Origin of the sequence: Pseudomonas protegens (assembly GCF_003363755.1) — a bacterium.
Lineage (GTDB): Bacteria > Pseudomonadota > Gammaproteobacteria > Pseudomonadales > Pseudomonadaceae > Aquipseudomonas > Aquipseudomonas danubii.
In genome coordinates, this window is record NZ_CP031396.1 from 2,459,961 (window position 1) to 2,482,038 (window position 22,078).

The 22,078-nt window shown below is 58.1% G+C and carries 20 protein-coding genes, 2 tRNA genes and 1 rRNA gene; 5 read left to right on the forward strand and 18 right to left on the reverse strand.

The annotated features are described in order from the left end of the window. Positions 1 to 70: 70 nt before the first annotated feature. The 12 genes from DWF74_RS10875 to mrcB all read right to left on the reverse strand — a co-directional run bounded on the left by DWF74_RS10875 (position 71) and on the right by mrcB (position 12,392). Positions 71 to 146 (reverse strand) — tRNA-Ala (locus DWF74_RS10875). A gap of 10 nt (positions 147 to 156) precedes the next feature. Further along, positions 157 to 233: transfer RNA gene (locus tag DWF74_RS10880), tRNA-Ile, on the reverse strand. 123 nt (positions 234 to 356) lie between these two features. Then, positions 357 to 1,895, reverse strand: a 16S ribosomal RNA gene (locus DWF74_RS10885). A 544-nt stretch (positions 1,896 to 2,439) separates the two neighbouring features. Beyond that, complete coding sequence (msrQ, locus tag DWF74_RS10895; protein WP_115580944.1) at positions 2,440 to 3,060, reverse strand: protein-methionine-sulfoxide reductase heme-binding subunit MsrQ; 621 nt, start codon at positions 3,058 to 3,060, stop codon at positions 2,440 to 2,442. Next, positions 3,060 to 4,073 carry a protein-methionine-sulfoxide reductase catalytic subunit MsrP gene (gene msrP / locus DWF74_RS10900; protein ID WP_115580945.1) on the reverse strand — a complete coding sequence of 338 codons (1,014 nt, stop codon included), beginning with the start codon at positions 4,071 to 4,073 and terminating at the stop codon, positions 3,060 to 3,062. Before msrP ends, msrQ begins: the two co-directional genes overlap by 1 nt. A gap of 63 nt (positions 4,074 to 4,136) precedes the next feature. Continuing rightward, positions 4,137 to 4,994 (reverse strand): CDP-diacylglycerol--serine O-phosphatidyltransferase, encoded by an 858-nt coding sequence (pssA, locus tag DWF74_RS10905; protein ID WP_102865505.1) that lies wholly within the window; start codon positions 4,992 to 4,994, stop codon positions 4,137 to 4,139. A gap of 148 nt (positions 4,995 to 5,142) precedes the next feature. After that, positions 5,143 to 6,159: a ketol-acid reductoisomerase gene (ilvC, locus tag DWF74_RS10910; RefSeq protein ID WP_007959661.1), complete on the reverse strand. Its 1,017-nt coding sequence runs from the start codon at positions 6,157 to 6,159 to the stop codon at positions 5,143 to 5,145. 45 nt (positions 6,160 to 6,204) lie between these two features. After that, positions 6,205 to 6,696 carry an acetolactate synthase small subunit gene (ilvN, locus tag DWF74_RS10915; protein ID WP_016964842.1) on the reverse strand — a complete coding sequence of 164 codons (492 nt, stop codon included), beginning with the start codon at positions 6,694 to 6,696 and terminating at the stop codon, positions 6,205 to 6,207. A gap of 2 nt (positions 6,697 to 6,698) precedes the next feature. Continuing rightward, complete coding sequence (locus DWF74_RS10920; RefSeq protein ID WP_115582438.1) at positions 6,699 to 8,423, reverse strand: acetolactate synthase 3 large subunit; 1,725 nt, start codon at positions 8,421 to 8,423, stop codon at positions 6,699 to 6,701. A 549-nt stretch (positions 8,424 to 8,972) separates the two neighbouring features. Then, entirely contained in the window at positions 8,973 to 9,308 is a 336-nt protein-coding gene (locus DWF74_RS10925) for a YqcC family protein (protein WP_102882215.1), read from the reverse strand. Beyond that, positions 9,308 to 10,054, reverse strand: a complete 747-nt coding sequence (locus DWF74_RS10930; protein ID WP_110652102.1) for a tetratricopeptide repeat protein — start codon at positions 10,052 to 10,054, stop codon at positions 9,308 to 9,310. The genes DWF74_RS10925 and DWF74_RS10930 overlap by 1 nt, the downstream gene beginning before the upstream one ends. Before the next feature lie 16 nt (positions 10,055 to 10,070). Further along, positions 10,071 to 12,392, reverse strand: a complete 2,322-nt coding sequence (gene mrcB, locus DWF74_RS10935) for a penicillin-binding protein 1B (protein WP_110652101.1) — start codon at positions 12,390 to 12,392, stop codon at positions 10,071 to 10,073. Positions 12,393 to 12,508: 116 nt separating this feature from the next. Here mrcB and DWF74_RS10940 point away from each other — a divergent pair, with 116 nt between their 5' ends. The 4 genes from DWF74_RS10940 (at position 12,509) to DWF74_RS10955 (ending at position 15,820) form a co-directional block, all read left to right on the forward strand. Continuing rightward, positions 12,509 to 14,065, forward strand: coding sequence for an AAA family ATPase (locus DWF74_RS10940; protein ID WP_115580946.1), 1,557 nt, complete (start codon positions 12,509 to 12,511; stop codon positions 14,063 to 14,065). A gap of 92 nt (positions 14,066 to 14,157) precedes the next feature. Further along, entirely contained in the window at positions 14,158 to 14,502 is a 345-nt protein-coding gene (locus DWF74_RS10945) for a pentapeptide repeat-containing protein (protein ID WP_102865500.1), read from the forward strand. Between the two features lie 225 nt (positions 14,503 to 14,727). Then, positions 14,728 to 15,000 (forward strand): TfoX/Sxy family protein, encoded by a 273-nt coding sequence (locus tag DWF74_RS10950; protein WP_011063495.1) that lies wholly within the window; start codon positions 14,728 to 14,730, stop codon positions 14,998 to 15,000. A 13-nt stretch (positions 15,001 to 15,013) separates the two neighbouring features. Further along, complete coding sequence (locus tag DWF74_RS10955; RefSeq protein ID WP_115580947.1) at positions 15,014 to 15,820, forward strand: Crp/Fnr family transcriptional regulator; 807 nt, start codon at positions 15,014 to 15,016, stop codon at positions 15,818 to 15,820. Positions 15,821 to 16,047: 227 nt separating this feature from the next. On the opposite strand, the gene DWF74_RS10960 is transcribed toward DWF74_RS10955, so the two are convergent. The 4 genes from DWF74_RS10960 to DWF74_RS10975 are packed head-to-tail and all read right to left on the reverse strand — an operon-like array spanning position 16,048 to position 19,609. Next, on the reverse strand, positions 16,048 to 16,911 hold the full coding sequence (locus DWF74_RS10960) for a ChaN family lipoprotein (protein ID WP_115580948.1): 864 nt from the start codon (positions 16,909 to 16,911) through the stop codon (positions 16,048 to 16,050). Positions 16,912 to 16,932: 21 nt separating this feature from the next. After that, on the reverse strand, positions 16,933 to 17,700 hold the full coding sequence (locus DWF74_RS10965; protein ID WP_102865497.1) for a heme ABC transporter ATP-binding protein: 768 nt from the start codon (positions 17,698 to 17,700) through the stop codon (positions 16,933 to 16,935). Then, complete coding sequence (locus DWF74_RS10970) at positions 17,700 to 18,737, reverse strand: FecCD family ABC transporter permease (protein ID WP_102865496.1); 1,038 nt, start codon at positions 18,735 to 18,737, stop codon at positions 17,700 to 17,702. The genes DWF74_RS10965 and DWF74_RS10970 overlap by 1 nt, the downstream gene beginning before the upstream one ends. After that, positions 18,734 to 19,609: a heme/hemin ABC transporter substrate-binding protein gene (locus tag DWF74_RS10975; protein ID WP_115580949.1), complete on the reverse strand. Its 876-nt coding sequence runs from the start codon at positions 19,607 to 19,609 to the stop codon at positions 18,734 to 18,736. The genes DWF74_RS10970 and DWF74_RS10975 overlap by 4 nt, the downstream gene beginning before the upstream one ends. Positions 19,610 to 19,827: 218 nt before the next feature. Here DWF74_RS10975 and DWF74_RS10980 point away from each other — a divergent pair, with 218 nt between their 5' ends. After that, the gene (locus tag DWF74_RS10980) at positions 19,828 to 20,145 is read left to right on the forward strand and encodes a Rieske (2Fe-2S) protein (RefSeq protein ID WP_102865494.1); all 318 of its coding nucleotides are present in this window, start codon (positions 19,828 to 19,830) and stop codon (positions 20,143 to 20,145) included. 2 nt (positions 20,146 to 20,147) lie between these two features. Here DWF74_RS10980 and sfsA read toward each other — a convergent pair whose 3' ends face one another. After that, the gene (gene sfsA / locus DWF74_RS10985; RefSeq protein WP_102865493.1) at positions 20,148 to 20,855 is read right to left on the reverse strand and encodes a DNA/RNA nuclease SfsA; all 708 of its coding nucleotides are present in this window, start codon (positions 20,853 to 20,855) and stop codon (positions 20,148 to 20,150) included. Next, positions 20,855 to 22,027 (reverse strand): pyridoxal phosphate-dependent aminotransferase, encoded by a 1,173-nt coding sequence (locus DWF74_RS10990; RefSeq protein WP_102865492.1) that lies wholly within the window; start codon positions 22,025 to 22,027, stop codon positions 20,855 to 20,857. The genes sfsA and DWF74_RS10990 overlap by 1 nt, the downstream gene beginning before the upstream one ends. Positions 22,028 to 22,078 lie beyond the last annotated feature (51 nt).

Genomic DNA, 22,078 nt, shown 5'->3' on the forward strand with positions numbered 1-22,078 from the left:
GATCTAATCAAAAGACTAGAAATCAACATTCAAGCAGAATGCTCATTTCTAAGCTTTCAGAAGCAGTTTATGGTGGAGCCAAGCGGGATCGAACCGCTGACCTCCTGCGTGCAAGGCAGGCGCTCTCCCAGCTGAGCTATGGCCCCATAACAAAATTGGTGGGTCTGGGCAGATTCGAACTGCCGACCTCACCCTTATCAGGGGTGCGCTCTAACCAACTGAGCTACAGACCCAATTTCGAGCTTGTAACTGTTAGCTTGGAGCTATCAGCTTGGAGCTTAAAGCTGCTTCTATCGTCTTCTTCAATGAATCAAGCAATTCGTGTGGGAGCTTATGAAGCAGCTGATGTCGTCGATTAAGGAGGTGATCCAGCCGCAGGTTCCCCTACGGCTACCTTGTTACGACTTCACCCCAGTCATGAATCACACCGTGGTAACCGTCCTCCCGAAGGTTAGACTAGCTACTTCTGGTGCAACCCACTCCCATGGTGTGACGGGCGGTGTGTACAAGGCCCGGGAACGTATTCACCGCGACATTCTGATTCGCGATTACTAGCGATTCCGACTTCACGCAGTCGAGTTGCAGACTGCGATCCGGACTACGATCGGTTTTATGGGATTAGCTCCACCTCGCGGCTTGGCAACCCTTTGTACCGACCATTGTAGCACGTGTGTAGCCCAGGCCGTAAGGGCCATGATGACTTGACGTCATCCCCACCTTCCTCCGGTTTGTCACCGGCAGTCTCCTTAGAGTGCCCACCATAACGTGCTGGTAACTAAGGACAAGGGTTGCGCTCGTTACGGGACTTAACCCAACATCTCACGACACGAGCTGACGACAGCCATGCAGCACCTGTCTCAATGTTCCCGAAGGCACCAATCTATCTCTAGAAAGTTCATTGGATGTCAAGGCCTGGTAAGGTTCTTCGCGTTGCTTCGAATTAAACCACATGCTCCACCGCTTGTGCGGGCCCCCGTCAATTCATTTGAGTTTTAACCTTGCGGCCGTACTCCCCAGGCGGTCAACTTAATGCGTTAGCTGCGCCACTAAGAGCTCAAGGCTCCCAACGGCTAGTTGACATCGTTTACGGCGTGGACTACCAGGGTATCTAATCCTGTTTGCTCCCCACGCTTTCGCACCTCAGTGTCAGTATCAGTCCAGGTGGTCGCCTTCGCCACTGGTGTTCCTTCCTATATCTACGCATTTCACCGCTACACAGGAAATTCCACCACCCTCTACCATACTCTAGCTTGCCAGTTTTGGATGCAGTTCCCAGGTTGAGCCCGGGGCTTTCACATCCAACTTAACAAACCACCTACGCGCGCTTTACGCCCAGTAATTCCGATTAACGCTTGCACCCTCTGTATTACCGCGGCTGCTGGCACAGAGTTAGCCGGTGCTTATTCTGTCGGTAACGTCAAAACAATCACGTATTAGGTAACTGCCCTTCCTCCCAACTTAAAGTGCTTTACAATCCGAAGACCTTCTTCACACACGCGGCATGGCTGGATCAGGCTTTCGCCCATTGTCCAATATTCCCCACTGCTGCCTCCCGTAGGAGTCTGGACCGTGTCTCAGTTCCAGTGTGACTGATCATCCTCTCAGACCAGTTACGGATCGTCGCCTTGGTGAGCCATTACCTCACCAACTAGCTAATCCGACCTAGGCTCATCTAATAGCGTGAGGTCCGAAGATCCCCCACTTTCTCCCGTAGGACGTATGCGGTATTAGCGCCCGTTTCCGGACGTTATCCCCCACTACCAGGCAGATTCCTAGGCATTACTCACCCGTCCGCCGCTCGCCACCAAGTACAAGTACCCGTGCTGCCGCTCGACTTGCATGTGTTAGGCCTGCCGCCAGCGTTCAATCTGAGCCATGATCAAACTCTTCAGTTCAAACATCTTTGGGTTTTGAGAAAACCCTAAACTTGGCTCAGCAATCGTTGGTTACATCTTTGATTTCTCGCGGAGTAACTTGTGATGCTGATAATCTTTTTGACTATCAGTCTGACTCCACAAGCACCCACACGAATTGCTTGATTCAGTTGTTAAAGAGCGGTTGGTTAAGATCTTTCGTCTCAACCGAGGCGCGCATTCTACAGCAGCCTCATTTGCTGTCAAGTGATTTTTTTAAGAAGTTTTCAAAGTTTCCTTTTTAACTTCAACCACTTGCGCTTCCGATCTCTCGTTAGCGGGAGGCGAATTCTACAGCGTTACACGCTGCTGTCAACACCTCTTTTTAACCGCTTTCGACCGAGAGGATCGAATCGTTAATAAGGCGAAAACACACTGCCTTACCAACTGCTTCTGGCTTCGATGAACTGAAGCGTAACCGCTGCCGAAAACCGCGTAACTCGTTGAATCTCAAGGAGTTTTCCGTTTCGACTGCGCCGGAAGTGGGGCGAATTATAGACCTGTAGAATCTGCCGTCAAGGGTTAATTACGCTTTTGTTGCAGAAGATGCTTTTTTAGCAAGAACCCGGGGAATCCGGCGCATGACTGACGGCACGCGCAACAACAGCAATAACGCACCTATAGATGCATACACCGCCCACTCCTTCAGATCGGCCCGGACAATCCAGAGCATATGCAGCAATCCAAGCCCGAGAATGAAATACACCAACCGATGCAGCTTTTTCCAGCGTGCGCCCAGTCGGCGCTGACTGTAACGATTGGACGTGACCGCCAACAGCAATAGAAAGACGAAGCCCAGACTACCGACAAAGATATATGGCCGCTTGCGCAGCTCTACGCCCAACTGCGACCAATCCAAACCGAGAATGAATACGCCATAGGCACACAAGTGCAACACGACATAGGCGAAACACCACAACCCTAACTGCCTGCGCACAGCTATCCAACCCACCCACCCAGTAAGGCGCTGCAACGGCGTCATACTTAAGGTGATCAACAGCAACACCAAAGTACCCAAGCCCAGACGATCAACCAAAACCTTGCCGGGGTCTGGCCCCAACACCGAAGCCCAGGCCTCATACAGCCAATACAGGGGCCAGACAGCCGCAGCAATAAAAACGGCGACACGCCAGAACGAATAACGCATCAGTAATTCTTCCGAAGGTCCATGCTGCTATATAGAGAAGCAACCTCGTCCGAGTAGCCATTGAACATCTGCGTTTCTCTTACGTTAGGACTGAACAGTCCACTCGGCAGACGACGCTCCCGCGCCTGAGTCCACCGAGGATGATCAACAGTCGGGTTCACATTTGCGTAAAAACCATATTCGTTGGCCGCAATGCTCTGCCATGTGGTCTTCGGCTGCTCACTGACCAGGCTGATACGCACAATCGACTTCACACTCTTGAAGCCATACTTCCAAGGCACCACTAGTCGCAGAGGCGCACCATTCTGGTTAGGCAGCTCACGCCCATACATCCCTACCGCAAGAATCGCCAATGGATTCATCGCCTCATCAAGACGCAAGCCTTCGACATAAGGCCAGTCGATCAAGGCAAAACCGGAACGCTGACCCGGCATGCTCTTAGGGTCCTGCAGTGTTTCAAAACGAATGAACTTGGCTTTACTGGTTGGCTCCACCTGCTTGAGCAACGCTGAGATTGGAAAGCCTATCCAGGGAATCACCATCGACCAGGCTTCTACGCAGCGAAGTCGATAAATACGCTCCTCCAGGGAGTAGGGCTTCATGAAATCTTCGAGGGTATAGCGTCCAGGCTTGGCGACCTCACCATCAACCACCACACTCCATGGTTCGGTCTTGAGCGCACCCGCGTTGGCCGCCGGATCCCCCTTGTCCGTACCGAACTCATAGAAGTTGTTGTAGTGGGTCGCATCCTTGAAAGGCGTGATCGCCTCTCCCTTGACTGTTACGGCTTGCCACTGGGTGTTGGTCAGCTTGTCAGAAAACCACGCAGGCGCACGGCCAGGCTCTACGTCGGCGTAACGCGCCATATCCTGCGCAACTGCCCAACGTGGCAAACCGGCAAAGGCCATGCCTGCTACCGCACCACCCAGCAAGCTGCGTCGAGAGAGATAAAGAGATTCAGGCGTGACATCCGACTCATTGCAGTCGGACGCTTTGGGGAACTTGAACAACATGGCAACTCCGCAGTATTGGAGGACAGATGTACCAATAGACTGCGGAGTATGGAGGAAATTACATCACTCGGCGCTTTTGCGACGACGCAGGTGCAACAGGTACTGGATAGGGCCCGAAGCTGCATAAGCCAGGAACACCAGCAGCAAAATACGTGGCGGATCGCTGAACACCACGGCAAACACCAGCACTACTGCCAGAATCGCTACAAAAGGTACCCGCCCTTTCAGATCCAGATCCTTGAAGCTGTTGTACTTGATATTGCTGACCATCAACATGCCTGCCGCCGCCACCATCAGCGCCACCAGAAACGACATCTTCGAACCCTGGATACCGTAGTCACTGAAAGCCCAGACAATACCCGCCACTACACCTGCCGCCGCAGGGCTGGCCAGGCCAATGAAATAACGCTTATCAGCAGTTCCCACCTGAGTGTTGAAACGTGCCAGGCGCAGTGCAGCACCCGCCACATAAATAAAGGCGACCATCCAGCCGACCTTACCCATATCGCCAAGAGCCCAACCGAAGGCAAGCAATGCCGGCGCTACGCCAAATGCAACCATATCCGACAGTGAATCGTACTCGGCGCCGAAAGCACTTTGGGTATTGGTCATGCGGGCAACCCGCCCATCCAAACCGTCAAGGACCATAGCGACAAAGATCGCAATAGCGGCAAAGGCAAAGTACTTGCTCGCCCCCGCCGTGTCCCCGGCACTCAGCGCACTCTGGGCACTCATGGAGCTGATAATGGAATAGAACCCCGCGAACAGGTTCGCAGTGGTGAACAGATTCGGCAGAAGATAGATACCACGATGCCGGACTTTACGGCCTTCAGCGTCATGCCCTTCTTCAACATGCTCATCGATCGGTAGCAGGCTTTCGGCGTCAGAGGCCTGGTTTGGCTCTTCGGGACGTTCGCTCATGGACAAATACCTTGCAACGGTGTGAAAAGTTTCGACAGATACCCAAGGGCCGTGATTCGGCCACAAAGGATCCAGCTTTATACCAGAACCTACCCGTCCAAACGAAAAAACGCGGCCTAGGCCGCGTTTTCTCTGACAAGACTCGAACTTAGTTCTTGGCTTTGTCGACGATTTTGTTGGCACCGATCCACGGCATCATCGAACGCAGTTGCTCACCGATGATTTCGATACCGTGAGCAGCGTTGTTACGACGCTTGGCGGTCATCGATGGGTAGCCAGTAGCGCCCTCGCTGATGAACATCTTCGCGTATTCGCCGTCCTGGATGCGCTTCAGAGCGTTGCGCATGGCCTGACGGGATTCGGCGTTGATAACTTCTGGACCAGTCACGTACTCGCCGTACTCGGCGTTGTTGGAGATCGAGTAGTTCATGTTGGCGATACCGCCTTCGTACATGAGGTCAACGATCAGTTTCAGTTCGTGCAGGCACTCGAAATAGGCCATTTCCGGCGCGTAGCCAGCTTCAACCAGAGTTTCGAAACCGGCCTTGACCAGTTCAACGGTACCGCCGCACAGAACAGCCTGCTCGCCGAACAGGTCGGTTTCAGTCTCGTCCTTGAAGGTGGTTTCGATGATGCCGGTACGACCACCGCCCACGCCAGCTGCATAAGACAAGGCTACGTTCTTGGCATTGCCGGAAGCGTCCTGATAGATAGCGATCAGGTCAGGAATACCGCCGCCCTTGACGAACTCGGAACGCACGGTGTGGCCTGGAGCCTTCGGCGCGATCATGATCACGTCGAGGTCAGCACGTGGAACAACCTGGTTGTAGTGGATCGCGAAGCCGTGGGAGAAGGCCAGGGTGGCGCCCTTCTTGATGTTCGGCTCGATTTCGTTCTTGTACAGCTGGGACTGGAACTCGTCCGGGGTCAGGATCATGACCAGGTCGGCGCCGGCAACGGCTGCAGCAACGTCGGTCACTTTCAGGCCATGAGCCTCAGCCTTGGCAACAGTGGCCGAGCCTTTACGCAGGCCTACAGTCACGTCAACACCGGAGTCTTTCAGGTTGCAAGCTTGAGCGTGGCCCTGGGAACCGTAACCGATAATGGCAACTTTCTTGCCCTGGATGATCGACAGGTCGCAGTCTTTATCGTAGAAAACTTTCATGAATTTCCCCTATATCAGGCCGTTCCGGCCATTCGCTAATTTGAGTTAGATGCTCAGTACTTTGTCGCCACGGGCAATCCCGGTGACACCACTGCGTACGGTTTCCAGAATCGACGCGGTGCCGATCGATTGAATGAAACTGTCGAGCTTGTCGCTGGTACCGGTCAATTGAACGGTATACACGCTGGCGCTGACATCAACGATCTGCCCACGGTAAATATCGGTAGTGCGCTTGACCTCGGCACGCTGTGCACCAGTGGCCTTGATCTTGACCAACATCAGTTCACGCTCGATGTGAGCACTTTCCGACAGGTCCACCAGCTTCACCACCTCGATCAACTTGTTCAGGTTCTTGGTGATCTGCTCGATGATCTCATCATGACCAACCGTGGTGAGGGTCAGACGCGACAGGGTCGGGTCTTCGGTCGGTGCCACGGTCAAGCTTTCAATGTTGTAGTTACGCTGAGAGAACAGACCGACTACGCGAGACAAAGCGCCCGGTTCGTTTTCCAGAAGCAAGGAAATGATGTGCCGCATGATTAAGTACGCTCCGTCTTGCTCAGCCACATATCGCGCATAGAGCCGTCTTTGATCTGCATCGGATAGACGTGCTCGCTGGTGTCGACCTGGATATCGAGGAATACCAGGCGATCCTTCATGGCGAACGCTTCTTCCATCTTCGGCTTCAGATCCTTCAGATCAGTGATACGCATGCCCACGTGCCCATAGGCCTCAACCAGCTTGACGAAGTCAGGCAGCGACTCCATGTAGGAGTGCGAGTGACGGCTGCCGTAGCTCATGTCCTGCCATTGGCGCACCATGCCCAGCACACCGTTGTTCAGGTTAACGATCTTGACCGGCAGACCGTACTGCAGGCAGGTGGACAGCTCCTGGATATTCATCTGGATACTGCCCTCGCCGGTGACGCAGGCGACATCATTATCCGGAAAACTCAACTTGACGCCCATGGCTGCCGGGAAACCGAAGCCCATGGTGCCCAGGCCGCCGGAGTTGATCCAGCGATTGGGCTTGTTGAACTTGTAATACTGCGCCGCGAACATCTGGTGCTGGCCCACGTCGGAGGTGACAAAGGCATCGCCCTTGGTCACTTCGCACAGGGTTTCGATCACCGTTTGCGGCTTGATGATGCTGCCGTCGCCCTTGTCGTAAGGGAACAGGCCGCGATCACCACGCCACTCGTCGATCTGCTTCCACCAGTTGGCAACCGTGTCCTTGTTCGGGGTCTCGCCGATTTCCTTGAGCGCCGCGACCATTTCGGTCAGGACACTTTCCACAGGCCCCACGATAGGCACGTCAGCCTTGATGGTCTTGGAAATGGAAGCAGGGTCGATGTCCACATGAATGATCTTGGCGTTCGGGCAGAACTTCGGTGCACCGTTGATAACCCGGTCATCGAAGCGCGCGCCTACCGCAAGAATCACGTCAGCGTGGTGCATGGTCAGGTTTGCCGTGTAGCTGCCGTGCATGCCGAGCATGCCGACGAACTGTCGGTCAGTACCCGGATAGGCGCCCAAGCCCATCAAGGTATTGGTCACTGGCAGATTGAGCATCTTGGCCAGTTCGGTGAGCGGTGCGGAGCCGCCACCAAGGATCACGCCGCCGCCTGCATAAAGCACAGGTCGCTTGGCCGCCAGGAGCATCTCTGCCGCCTTGCGGATTTGCCCGGAATGACCACGGACAGCTGGGCTGTAGGAGCGCAGCTTGGCTTTCTTGGGGAAAACGTATTCGAACTTTTCAGCCGGGTTGGTCATGTCCTTGGGGATATCGACCACTACCGGACCGGGACGACCGGACTGCGCCAGATAGAAGGCTTTCTTCATGACTTCCGGGATTTCCGAAGCGTGCTTGATCATGAAGCTGTGCTTCACGATCGGCCGGGAAATACCGATCATGTCGGTTTCCTGGAACGCATCGGTACCGACCATGGTGCTAGGCACCTGACCGGAAATGATCACCATTGGAATCGAGTCCATATAGGCGGTGGCAATACCGGTAATGGCATTGGTCGCGCCCGGGCCGGAAGTCACCAGTACCACACCGGCTTTACCGGTGGCACGGGCATAGCCGTCAGCCATATGGGTTGCCGCTTGTTCGTGACGAACCAGGATGTGAGTCACTTCCGGCTCTTTGAACAGGGCATCGTAAACATGAAGGAGAGCACCACCTGGGTACCCGTAGATATATTTGACGCCTTCGTCACGCAAAAAGCGGACGAGCATCTCACCGCCAGATAAAAGCTCCACGTTGTTCACCTCTAAAACGCCAGAATACCGCCCTCAAAAGGGAGCGGGTCTTAATAGGTTTACTTCTCAGCAGAGCATGAGCGACGGTGGTCGCCGACTACGTCAGCACTGACTGAGCAAGTATTGGGAGCGCCCCAAAGTGTTGCGGGGTTTTCCCACCCAGCGCGAGGTAACGCGTTGCGGGTGTAGCACTTCGGCGCGGATGTGCGCCTCATGATCTGCTGAGTGGGTCTGCTTCTGGCAGTCCCTCTACAGCGGACTTTGGATTCTTCTGTTTCGTCCCCTTCAAGTCAAGTCGTCTATGTAGTTAATTCGAACTAAGCGCATGAGAACGCAAGAAAAAACCCAAAAACAACCACTGTCTGCACTTCGATTGCGCAATATTCGACAAGCAACTCAGAAATGCGCACCTTGACTTTGGTCATCGGCTTATAGACAGGGACTGGTCAAGGCTGCCGGCAGAACGGCAAGAAGAGCGCTAGGAAGAGCTGAGGAGGACGGTGCCTGGCATCCGAAGGCGACTGCCAGGCATACCTGGCAGTCTCGGATTCAGCGGGTGGCCGCGATGAGTTGATCGAACTCTTTGAGCAACATTCGCAACTGCAGATCGCGCCCCTGCATCGGCCGGGTGGAGAACACCATTTCGGCCATTTCCTGGATACCGGAGGCATTGGGTAGCGGCAGATCCTGCTCCAGGATCACCTTCATGCGCGGCAGGAAGATCCACTGCAGCCACTGCTCGAAATCCAGCGTATCCACGGCAAAAGGCTGAGTACTGGCCAGAGCCTCGGCACTGGGTGCTATCTCGTCCCACAGCCCCTGCACGCGCAACTCACGCTCGATCAGCAGCAACTGCTCGGCGATCTTGGGAAAACGCACATCCATCACAGCGAGACTCGGGCTTTCTGCCGTGCCTGGGCGGCACCAGCTGCATCACCCTGTTTCTCCCGTGCCTGGGCGATCAACTCCCACAAACTCGCCTGAAGATCGGGACGACCATTGGCAAAACTCAGACCGCGACGAGCAAACTGTTCGGCTTGCGGCGCATCACCCTGGGCCATGCGCACCTGAGCCAGGCGGTACAGCACCTGCGGCTCACGTGGAGCAACACGCTGCGCCCGCTCGAGGCTGGAAGAAGCACCGTTCAGGTCACCACTGGACTGCTGCTGTTGCGCAGTGGTTAGCAACGCTAGCACCGGACCGTCCAGTTGCTCATCAGCAGACAGGCCACCGGCACGTGCCGAAGGGATGCCACTGGGCGTGGAAGGCATGTTGTAGGTGCCCTGGTTGATCGGCGCCGGCTGATAGCCGGAGCCGTCCACCGGACCCGGGGTAATAGGCCCGGAGGTAATAGGCCCCGGAGTAATCGGCGAGCTGCTGATCGGCGCCGAAGCCGTTGCGCCACCACCCGGAACCATCACCACCACCCCGGAGTCCTCCGGAATCGCCTGTGCTTGAGCTTGCGCCGGACGCTTGATCGTCGTCTGTCGAAAGCCTCCGGAGGCAGAAATCCGCTCACTGTTGGACACGGCCGTGCCGGAGTCCACGACGGGAATGGAGCCGCGCTGCACACTGGCGCAACCGTTGAGCAACGCCAGAGCTGTAATAGCTGGAACCCACCACTTGTTCACGTCAAACCCTCATCGCTTAGTTCATCCAGCCCTTGACCCAATCCATCACATCGCTACCTGCCGGGGTTTCACCACCGCAGGAGGCGCCGGGAGGCGGTTCGCTGCCGCGAATATACGGCATCTGTACAGCCCCCGGACAGTTGGCATCGGAGCCCTGTCCGGTACGCGAATCGACCCAGGCTTGAACCACGTTGTCCGGCTGCGGCATATCCAGCGGCAGCGGATCGGCCTTGCGCATGAAACTGGTCCACACCTGCAAGGCACCCGTGGCGCCGGTAAACGGCGTCTTGCCATTATCGTCACGACCCAGCCAGACCACCGCCAGCAGGTCCTGGCTGAAGCCCGCGAACCAGCTGTCACGGGAGTCGTTACTGGTACCGGTCTTGCCCGCAAGCGCCAGGGTCTTGGGCAATACGTTGTAAACCGAGCTACCCGTGCCTTCGCGCATCACACGCTGCATCGCACTCTGGATCAGGTAGATAGACCCCGCATCGAATCGCTGCTGAATCTGGAACGGATAACGCTTGAGCGGTTCGCCTTCGGCCGTCAACACGCTGCGAATCCCACGCATTGGCGTATTGAAACCGCCATTGGCCAGGGTCTGGTACATGGTCGCCACTTCGATCGGGCTCATGCCACCGGCTCCCAGCAGCATCGAGGGGAACGCTGGGAACTCCCGGGTAACGCCCAGGCGCCCCAGGGTTTTCAGGACGTTGGGTACGCCCACTTCCAAGCCAAGCCGCGCGGTGGACAAGTTGTAGGAATGGGCCAGGCCCTGGTACAGGAAAACGGTGCCATGGGAACGACGGTCGTAGTTCTGCGGCTTCCACACCTGGCCGTCAGCGCCCTTCACCGAGAAAGCCTCATCGGAAAGCCAACTGGTCAGGGTGTACTGGCTGGGCTTTTCCAGAGCCGTCAGGTAGACCGCAGGCTTGATCAGCGAGCCGATTGGACGCACTGCGTCCAATGCCCGATTGAAACCGGCGAAGCTGGCTTGACGACTGCCGATCATGGCCTGGACTTCACCGGTTTCCGGATTGGTCACCACCATGGCCGCTTCAACGTCTTCCGAGCCCTTGCGTCCAGCCAGGCGTTTGAAGGTATCGTTGACCGAAGCCTCAGCCTTCATCTGCAGGATGGGATCGAAACTGGTGAAGATTCGCAGCCCTTCTTCAGTCAAGTCTTCGTCGCGATAATCTTCTCGCAACTGGCGCTTAACCAGGTCGAGGAAGCCTGGGAACGAGCTGTCCGCCAGACTGCCGCGCTTGGTCACGCCCAATGGCATTTTTTTCGCAGCTTCAACCTGCTCGGCAGTGGCCACACCCTGTTGCTCAAGCAGGTCGAGCACCAGATTGCGCCGTTCCAGAGCACGCTCCGGATAACGCCGCGGATTGTAATAGGAAGGACCTTTGACCATCCCCACCAGCAGCGCTACCTGATGCAATTTGAGTTCGGACAACGGCTGGCTGAAGAAGAACTGGCTGGCCAAACCGAAACCGTGCACCGCTCGCTGACCATCCTGGCCGACAAAAACCTCGTTGAGATAGGCCTCGAGAATCTCGCGCTTGTCGTAATGCAGTTCCAGCAGCAGCGCCATCATGGCTTCATTGAGCTTTCGCGACAGGCTGCGTTCATTGGTCAGGAAGAAGTTCTTCACCAACTGCTGGGTCAGGGTGCTGCCACCCTGGCGCATCTGGCCCGACGAAGTGTTGACCCAGATCGCCCGGGCAATCGACTTCGGTGACACCCCGAAGTGCGAATAGAAGTCACGGTCTTCCACCGCCACCAGGGTTTCCAGCAGGTAGGGGGGAACCTGATCGATCTTGATCAGGATCCGGTCCTCCAGGTTTTTCGGGTACAGGCCACCGATCAGCAGCGGCTCCAGCCGCACGACCGCAAGCTTGGCGCCCTTACTGCCGGACAGCTCCGCCACATAGTCACCGGAGAAACGCACGCGAACCGGCTGCGCTTGCTCCAATCCTTCATAGAACTGGAAGCCACGGGTATTCAGATCGACAGTGTTGCCGCTGACCGCAGCAGCACCGGGACCGTTGGCGACACTTTCGCGACGATAGCCCAGGGCATCGAGCTCCGTCAGGAAGTCCTCCTTGCTGAGCTTTTGTCCGACGAACAGCTCCAGCGGACGGGCATAGACCTTAGCCGGGATAGTCCAGCGCTTGCCGGAGAATTTTTCCTGGACCACAGCATCGAGGTAAACCGCAAAGCCGGCGAGCACTACCAAGCCGACCAAGCTGAGCTTGAGCGCCCAGCCCAGCCAGGGGCGCAGGCCACCAGAGGGAGTTTTTTTAGCGGAACGAGGGGATCGGGTACGAGTCATGGCGGCGGATTATACGCACTTTATTCATCCTCAACATGCGCCACCCGAGGTTTGCGTTACCCCTCCCAGCGGCCATAATGACGCCCTCGATTTTCCCCGACTCTGAAGGATCGCCTGTGAGCCAGTCACTGATCGCCGCCCTGCAAAACCCCGCTTTGTATCCTCATCCCGTAGAAGGGTTTCAGGTCATCGAAACCCACATCTCCTGGGTACTGCTCACCGGTCCCTTTGCTTATAAAGTGAAGAAGCCGGTGAATTTCGGGTTCCTCGATTTCACCAGCCTGGATGCCCGGGAGCATTTCTGCGGTGAAGAGCTGCGCCTGAACCAGCGCCTGACCCAGGACCTGTACCTGGAAGTCCTGCCGATCACCGGTAGCGCCGAAGCACCAGAGCTGGGCGGCAACGGCCCGGTCATCGAATACGCGCTGAAAATGCGCCAGTTCCCTCAGAGCCAATTGCTCAGCACCTTGCAAGCCAATAGCGAACTGACCACCGCGCACATCGACGAGCTGGCCAAGCAGATCGCCGAGTTCCACCTCAGCGCCCCCAAGGTCCCGGCCGCCCACGAAGCCGGTACACCGGAAAGCGTAATGGCGCCAGTACGCCAGAACTTCGAGCAGATACGCCCCTTCCTCAGCGATAAGGCCGACCTGCAGCAGCTCGAAGCCCTGGAGGCCTGGGCCGAGGCTAGTTTCGAACGCCTCAAGCCACTGCTGGCCCAACGCAAGAGCGAAGGCTTTATCCGTGAGTGCCACGGTGATATCCACCTGGGTAACGCCACTCTTATCGACGGTAAGGTGGTGATTTTCGACTGCATCGAATTCAACGAACCCTTCCGTTTCACTGACGTCTATGCCGACACCGGCTTCCTCGCCATGGACCTGGAAGATTGCGGCCTGAAAAGCCTGGCGCGGCGTTTCATCAGCCAGTACCTGGAACTGACCGGTGACTATCAGGGCCTGGAACTGCTGAACTTCTACAAAGCCTACCGTGCTCTGGTACGCGCCAAAGTCAGCCTGTTCAGCATGCCGGCCGATGCCACTCCGGTGCAGCGCGCCACCACCCTGCGCCAATACCGCAACTACGCCAACCTCGCGGAAAGCTACAGCACCATTCCATCACGCTTCCTGGCGATCACCTCGGGCGTCTCGGCCGTTGGCAAAAGCCGCGTAGCCATGCGTCTGGTGGAGGCACTGGGCGCCGTTCGCCTGCGCTCCGATGTGGAACGCAAGCGTCTGTTCGGCGAGCAACAAGTGCCGAACGACCCTCACGCCGGTATCTACAGCAGCGAAGCCAGCAGCGCCACCTACACCCGCCTGCATGAAATTGCCGAAACTATTCTGCGCGCTGGTTTCCCAGTCGTGATCGACGCTACCTACCTCAAGCGCGCGCAGCGGGATGCCGCAGCCAAGGTGGCCGAAGCCACCGGCACCCCTTGCCTGATCATCGACTGCAACGCACCCGAGGCAGTGGTCGCCAGCTGGTTGGCTCAACGTCAAGCCGATCAGAACGATCCTTCCGATGCCACTCTGGAAGTGATCGCCACCCAGCAAGCCACGCGTGAGGCCCTGACCGACGAAGAGCTGCTACGCAGCAAGCGCATCGAAACCAACGAAAGCGGTAGCCTGGATGCCCTGGTTGCCAACATTCGTCAGCGCCTCCCAGGCCTGTAAGCAGTAATTTCAGCCGTGAAGTGCAAAGACTTCACGGCTGGAAAATAGTGGCACTATACTGGCGTCATAAATCCAACACTGGTGACGTCGCCATGAGCCAACCGAAACTTCTGGATACTCCGCTTTACGCCCTGCTGCATAGAGACGACATCGTCGGTTTCAACCGCGAACGTCCAAAGGATCAACCCATCGACATGCGTGGCGGTGACTTCCGCGGCCTCGACCTGCGACAGTTGAACGCTCAGGGCATCGACTTCACTGACGCCTACTTCCGTTCCGCCGATCTGCGTGGCCTGGACCTGCGCAATGCCACCATGGAAGGCGCCAGCCTGGCCCATGCGCAAATCTCTGGCGCCTACTTCCCGGTAGAACTGACTGCCGACGAAATCCTCATGTCGGTCAACTTCGGTACCCGCCTGCGGTACAACACCCGCTGAAACCCCCTGCACTGCTCTGTCCGGCGCCCAACTGCGCGCCGGACCCGCGACATCCCCATTGCTCCCTTACCCTGCAAGGCCCGAGCGCCCTCGCTGCCTCGCCCTGATCCCCCCCTCCTTAGAAGCATTTGCGCCAAACCCGACCAAAGAACAGCGCGTTTTCTACTGAGCGCTACACTCCTTTGAGGCTGCCCACTCACCATTCGGCCATCGCCAGGAGGCTTAATGAATGATGAACTGCAACATTTGAAGAACCTTGGCAAGACCTCCGCACAATGGCTGCATGCAGTGGGCATCCATAGTGCTTCGGACTTGCGCCGCCTGGGCGCGGTAGACGCCTATCGGGCGGTGCGCACCCGCGGTTTTCGCGCCTCTAAAGTCCTGCTATACGCCATTGAAGGAGCCTTGATGGACATGCACTGGAACGACCTTCCTGCTGAACGCAAAGAGGCGTTGAACAAACAGCTGGACGCCATTTCCTCTCGCCACAAAAACTGACTGGCAGAACCTTATGTATCTGATGGGGGAGCAACCGGCCTACGCCGATGCCTTGATCAACCGTCTGCAAAGTATCCCGACGCAACTACTGGCGGGACTTTCACCCAGCGGTTCAGCCCTGGAATTTGAAGCTGTAGCGGACCTGTCCAGCGCACTGCCCGGTCACCAACTGTTCCTCCTCGACAGCGGCGTGATCCAGGCCAGCGTTGACGAACGACCACTTTTTTACCTGCATGAAGGGGATCTGGTGGGGTTGCGTCGAGGTATCGAGCAGCCACAGTGGCACTTGAGCAGCGACACACCACTGATATTGACCCCCTATTTGCGGACCGACGTGTTCCGGCATATCTACGCCGACGAACAGCGCTCGGAACTGTTGCTGCAATACCTGATTGGCCAGACCGCCCTACTCTCTGATGCAGTAGCTCGCTTGAAACCTCCGGATTTACGCAGCAACAACGGCTTCAAACGGGTAGCTTCCGGCGAGGTTCTGATTGCTCAGGGGGATGAGGCGGATCATGTGTTCGTGATTCTCGAAGGGCACGCCCAAGCCTTTGTCGATGGCCACAAAGTTGGCGATGTACCCAAGGATGAGATTTTTGGCGCCATGGCGGTCTTCACCGGAGAGAAACGCAGCGCCAGTGTGATCGCCAGCGAGCCGAGCACGATAATGCTGATTCCCAAGGAGCAGTTCCTCAGCCTGACCCAGAGCAATCCACGCATCGCCCACAGCCTGATCGAGAGCATGGCACGGCGCATCGACCTGCTGAACAAGGAAGTGACCCGTCTCATGGCCTTGAGCAGCCCGAGCCAAGATTGAACCAGCAGAGGATCCAAACAAGCGTTTAGCGAAATATACGAAAACTGAAAAAGCCTTGTTGACTTCGAAATGAGAATCGTTATGATTATCACAACTGGTCGCGAGATCAGTCGATAACCTGGAAGACCAGTGGTTCGGACTCTCAGATTATCTCCTCATCAGGCTAATCACGGTTATTTGACCCGGCTCTTGCCGGGTCTTTTTTTGCCGGTGAAAAAGTGAGCCATTCAAGGTTTCAATTGCGCACAGTAATCCTTGGGTAGCTGGGGTGGCGTGTACCAGACGTAATCGGCCGATGCCGGGGAAACCTCACTTCCCTGCTCCGCCAGAATCAGCACCACAACTTCCTGCCCCTGATCCAGATCAGCCATATGCAAGGGCACCCCAAGATCCCGGCGCCCATGAAAAGATCCGGCAAACAGCAAGGCTGGAGTCGGTGCTGCCAGCAGCCGCTCGGCCATGCGCCGATCCCGCTGTTGCTGCACCGCCAGCATGGACGGCACCTGGCTTTCGGGCAGTAGGCCACAGTGGGACTCGCGAATTTGCGCGGACAAGAGCTGAGTCACCGGGCGGGCATTGCTCCGCGCCCCGGACAGAACAGGCGCCTGTGCATAAATCCTGCGCACGTCCTGAGTGTTCAGATTGGCTGCCAGCAATGGATAGGGCTGCTTCAACGCATACCCCACCAGCGGACCGTAGAGACTCCAGTCCCAACCCGGTTGCCAGGCCAACGTAGCGGGTAGTCCTTCAGGCAAACGCCGCCCATCCAGGGACCGCTTGACCTCATCGACTTTTGATTGCTGATCCGGATTGAGCATTTCCAACAACAGACTGCCCTGTTGCCGCTCCGCGGACATAGAGCGCAAGAGCCAGAGTTGCAACGCGTGATGATCGGCGTTGTCATGCTGCTCACCGACTATCAGCCTGGGCGCCTGTGCCAGGCGTTCAACCAGCTCGCCTGGGCTCAGCGCCTCACCATTGTGCAGATCAATAATGTTGCCTGGCTCCCGCGCAACCGGGGGCGGCAGCGTTTCCGGCATGCTGTGACAGGCCGCCAGCAACAAGGCCAGCAGTAGCGAGAGTGCACGCATCAGGTCTCTCCGTGTGTCAGATCAACGGGCAATGATCAACGGATGCCCGCGTTCAGGGTGCTGCTGCACCAGAACCTCCAGGCCGAACACCGCTTGCAACGGCTCGGAACGCAGCACCTCGGCTGGCGTCCCCAATGAATGCGGGCGTCCGCCTTCAAGCAGCAATACCCGATCACAGTAGCGCGCCGCCAGATTCAGGTCATGGAGGATAATCAGCACCGCCGCGCCGCGATCGGCAAACTCCCGGACGGCCTGCAAGGTGATGTGTTGATGCAACGGGTCGAGGGCAGACGTGGGCTCATCCAGCAACAGGTTGTGCCCACTCTGTCCTGGCCACAATTGCGCCAGGACCCGTGCCAGATGCACCCGCTGCCGCTCTCCACCCGACAACGCCAGGTAGCTGCGCCCCGACAGATGCATCACATCGGCCGCCTCCAGCGCGGCACTGACTATCTGCGCGTCACGCACGCGACCACTCTGATGGGGCAAGCGCCCAAGCCCCACCACTTCCTCGACCCGAAAAGCGAAGTCCAGACTCGACGCCTGAGGCAACACCGCCAGACGTTGCGCCCGCAATGTACCCTGCCACTGCGCCAACTCTTGCCCATCCAGCGACACTCGGCCCTGGTGGGCCGCCAACTCTCCACTCATGGCTCCGAGCAGACTGCTTTTACCGGCGCCATTGGGTCCAAGCACCCCCAATACCTGGCCCGGCAACAATTGCAGGTCCACGCCGGACAGAACATCTTTACCACCACGGCGGACATGCAGATTCTCGACTCGCAGCATCAGGCGCGCCCTCGCAACAACAGGTACAGAAAGAACGGGGCGCCGATAAAAGCGGTGACGATACCGATGGGCAATTCGGCTGGTGCCAGCGCCAGACGCGCCACCAGGTCAGCCAACAGCAGCAAGCTGGCCCCCGCCAGGATCGATGCCGGAAGCAAGGTGCGGTGATCCGGCCCCGACAGCAGGCGCACCAGATGGGGCACCACCAGTCCGACAAAACCTATCATCCCCGCTGCAGCCACGGCAGCTCCCACGCCCAGGGCAGTACAGAACACCAGCTCGCGCTTGAGTCCTTCGACATCGATCCCCAAATGCTTGGCCTCGGACTCGCCCAGTAGCAGCGCATTCAATGCCGTGGCCCGGCGAGGCAACCACAGAGCTACCGCAGCCGTCACCAGCAGCAGCGGCCACAACCGCTGGTAACTGGCACCGTTCAGGCTGCCCAGGTTCCAGAAGGTCAAAGTTCGCAAGGTGGCATCATCCGCCAGGTAGGTGAACAAGCCCACAGCCGAGCTGGCCAGAGCCGTCAAGGCTATTCCCGCCAGCAACATGGTTGCTACATGAGTCTGGCCATTGCGCCGGCCAAGACGATAGACCAGCGCCGTAACTCCCAGGCCACCCAGAAAGGCACAGAGTGAAAGCAGGTAAGGGCCAATGGCTTCCGGTACACCGCCGAACATCGAGCCGCCAACAATGGCGATCGCCGCGCCCAACGCTGCTCCACTGGACACCCCCACCAGCCCCGGATCCGCCAGGGGATTGCGAAACAGTCCCTGCATGGCCACGCCGGACAGCGCCAGCACTCCACCCACCGCAAGGCCGAGCAAGGTCCGCGGCAGGCGGATCTGCCCGAGGATCAGCTCCGCCTGCTCCAGCCCCTGCCCATTGATCGGTATTCCAAGCAAGCGCAGGGCGGCGCGCAAGGTATCGAACAGGGGCAGGCTGACCGGCCCCAAGGCCAGTGACAGCCAAATAGCCAGGAGGCACAGGGCTCCCAACCCGAGAAACAGCGTTCTAGGTTTGACCAGACGACTCATTGGGCCGACTTGGCCTGGGGGTAGAACGCTGCCGCCAGGCGCTTCAGGCTATCCGGCAACCGAGGCCCCAAGCCCCCCACCAGCAGGGTCGGATCCAGTTCGACCACCCGCCCAGCCTTGACCGCCGCAGTAGACGCCAGCACCGGGTTTTCCTTGAACAGCGCAGCACGGGCCGCGTCGCCGCTCAGACTGCGATCGGAAAACACCAGGACTTGCGGACTCAAGCCGGCCAAGGACTCCACCGAAAACGGCTTGTAGCCGGTATGGGTCGCCAAGTTGTGCCCACCGGCCTGCTGCAGGAGCCAGTCCGCCGCAGTGTCCTTGCCGGCAATCAGCGGTTTACCGCCGGCATGTCCCAGCAGCAGCAACACTCCCGGCGCCGCCTGGGCCTTCTGTGCCTCACTGACCCAGGCGCGTTGCTGTTCAAGCTGCTTTTGATAGTGCTGAAACAGCTCTGCGGCTTGCGCCTCGCGGCCCAGTAGTTGCCCCAGATGCCGCAAAGTGTGCTGCAAGGTAGGAAGATCGGCCTGGGCAGAAAACAGCTCGACCCTGACCCCGGCGCTACGAATCTGTGACAGCACCGGTGGCGGGCCCATTTCCTCTGTACCCACCAGAATCTGCGGCCGCAGGCTCAGGATGCCTTCCGCCGATAGCTGCCGTTGATAGCCAATGCTGGGCAGCGCCTTGAGTGATGCCGGGTGCTGGCTGGTGGTGTCGACCCCTACCAGCTTCGACTCCGCGCCCAGAGCTGTTACCCACTCAGACAAGGCCCCACCAGCACTGACCCAACGCTGCGGCAACTCATCGGCGGTGGCCCACTGGCTCACCAGCATTCCGGCACAGAACGCAATGGCGCTGGCACTCAGGCGCATAAGTACATTTCCTTTATAGACGTGGGGCCCGCGAAGCAGCTGTCCATGTGACATGCCAGGCAGAGCAGGCATCGAAATGAGCAAGCACCCCGTGTCGGGCGAGGCGGCCATTTGATAATTGTTTTCATTTAGCAGTCAAGCGTCGACATGTTTCATCCTGCCGCCACGGAAAAACTGTGACAGCCTTAGCGCAGAGCCTTGGGACCAAGAGGATAGACATGAAATTTCTTTGCGCCGGGAGTGACCTTCCCGAGGCCGGTAGCCGGGGTTTCCAGCTTGCGGGCTTGAAGCTCTTTGCCGTGCGCCGCGAGGGGCAGGCCTACGTGTATGCCAATCAGTGCCCGCACCGAGGAGTCCCCCTGGAATGGCAACCTGATCAGTTCCTCGATCCCAGCGCCAGCCTGATCCAGTGTGCCACCCATGGCGCACTGTTTCTGATCGAGAGTGGCGAATGTGTGGCAGGGCCATGCGCCGGACAGTTCCTGAGGGCTATCGACTGCAGGGAAGACAGTCAGGGCATCTGGGTCGATCTTTAACCCTAAAACAGCACCTCTAAGCGCCGATCGATAGAGACTTCCTGTGCCGTCAGGCGAACGCCATAAGCCAGCACCTCGACACCGGCCGCTACCGCCTCCCTCAGGGCTACGGCATACCCCGGATCAATCTCCTCTGCCGGACGCACTGCTTCTATACCCGAGAGATTGACGCAATACAGCTGAACCGCACGTACCCCCTCCCGAGCCAGGCTTGCCAGTTCACGCAAGTGCTTGGCGCCGCGCTGGGTCACCGCATCGGGGAACGCCGCCACTGCACAACCATCGAACCCCAGAGTGACACTCTTGACCTCGACATAGGCCGGACCGCACGGGTAATCCAGGCGAAAATCGATGCGACTGTTCTCCTGCCCATAAGGCACCTCGCGCTTCAACCCGGTGAAGCCGTTCAATTCATTGATCAGCCCCGCCCTCAACGCCTCTTCAACCAGGCTGTTGGCCCGCCCGGTATTGACGCAGGCCAGACGACCTTGAGGCGTTTCACTGATTTCCCAGGTGCCCGGCAGCTTGCGCTTGGGGTCGTTGGAACGGCTGAACCACACCTGCCCGCCTTCAACCATGCAATTGAACATCGAGCCGGTATTGGGACAGTGAATCGTCATCTGTTCGCCCGCAGCGGTTTCGATGTCTGCCAGGAAACGCTTGTAGCGACGCAGCAGACGCCCTTCTTCCAAGGGAGGATCGAAGCGCATCAGCCTTGCCAGCTCTGCAGGCCACGGGAGATACGCTGCACCGCTTCCTGGAGGCGCTCCAGGCTCTGGGTGTAGGCGAAACGCACATGGTGTCCCGCCTGGTGACGACCGAAGTCCAGGCCGGGAGTGAAGGCCAAGTGCTCGGTCTCCAGGAAGTGCCGGCAGAAAGCAAAGGCATCACCACCAAAAGCGCTGATATCGGCGTACAGATAGAAGGCTCCTTCAGGCTCCACGGCGATACCAAAGCCCAACTCGCGCAAGGCCGGGAGCAGGAAATCCCGGCGGCGCCCGAATTCGGCACGACGCTCCTCAAGCATGCTGATGGTTTGCGGCTCGAAACAGGCCAGAGCAGCGTACTGGGCCATGCTCGGCGCACTGATGTAGAGGTTCTGCGCCAGTTTCTCCAGCTCACCCACAGCCGCAGGCGGTGCCACCAGCCACCCCAGGCGCCAGCCGGTCATGCCAAAATACTTGGAAAAACTATTCAGGACGAAAGCGCTGTCATCCACTTCCAGCACGCTGGCGGCATCAGTGCCATAGGTCAGGCCGTGGTAGATCTCGTCCACCACCAGATGTCCGTTGCGAGCCTTGATCGCAGCGGACAGGCCCGCCAGTTCATCACGACTGAGCACAGTCCCGGTAGGGTTCGCCGGGGAAGCAACCAGGGCGCCGACGCTGTCCTGATCCCAGTAACGCTCCACCAAGTCAGGAGTTAGTTGATAACGCACATCCGGCCCTACCGGCACCAACTGCGCAGCACCTTCCACCAGACGCAGGAAATGCCGGTTGCACGGATAGCCCGGGTCAGCCAGCAGCCAGTGCTTGCCCGGGTCCACCAGCAGGCTGCTGGTCAGCAGCAACGCACCAGAACCTCCGGGAGTGATCATGATCCGCTCGGGGTCGATATCCAGGCCATAACGCTGCTGGTAGAAACCGGAGATTGCCCCACGCAGCTCCGGGATACCTCGCGCCGCGGTGTAACGAGTCTTGCCGGCGCTCAAGGCCGCCTGCCCGGCCTTGATGATCGGCTCGGCGGTGGTGAAGTCCGGCTCGCCGATTTCCAGGTGAATCACATCATGTCCAGCGGCCTGCAACTCATTGGCGCGGGCCAGCAGGGCCATGACATGGAAAGGTTCGATAGCGCGACTGCGCGCACTGTAGGGCAGAGCCATTAGCCTTCCTTTATTCGAGGGGGAGCAAAAGTCCGATTCTACCCATCCAGT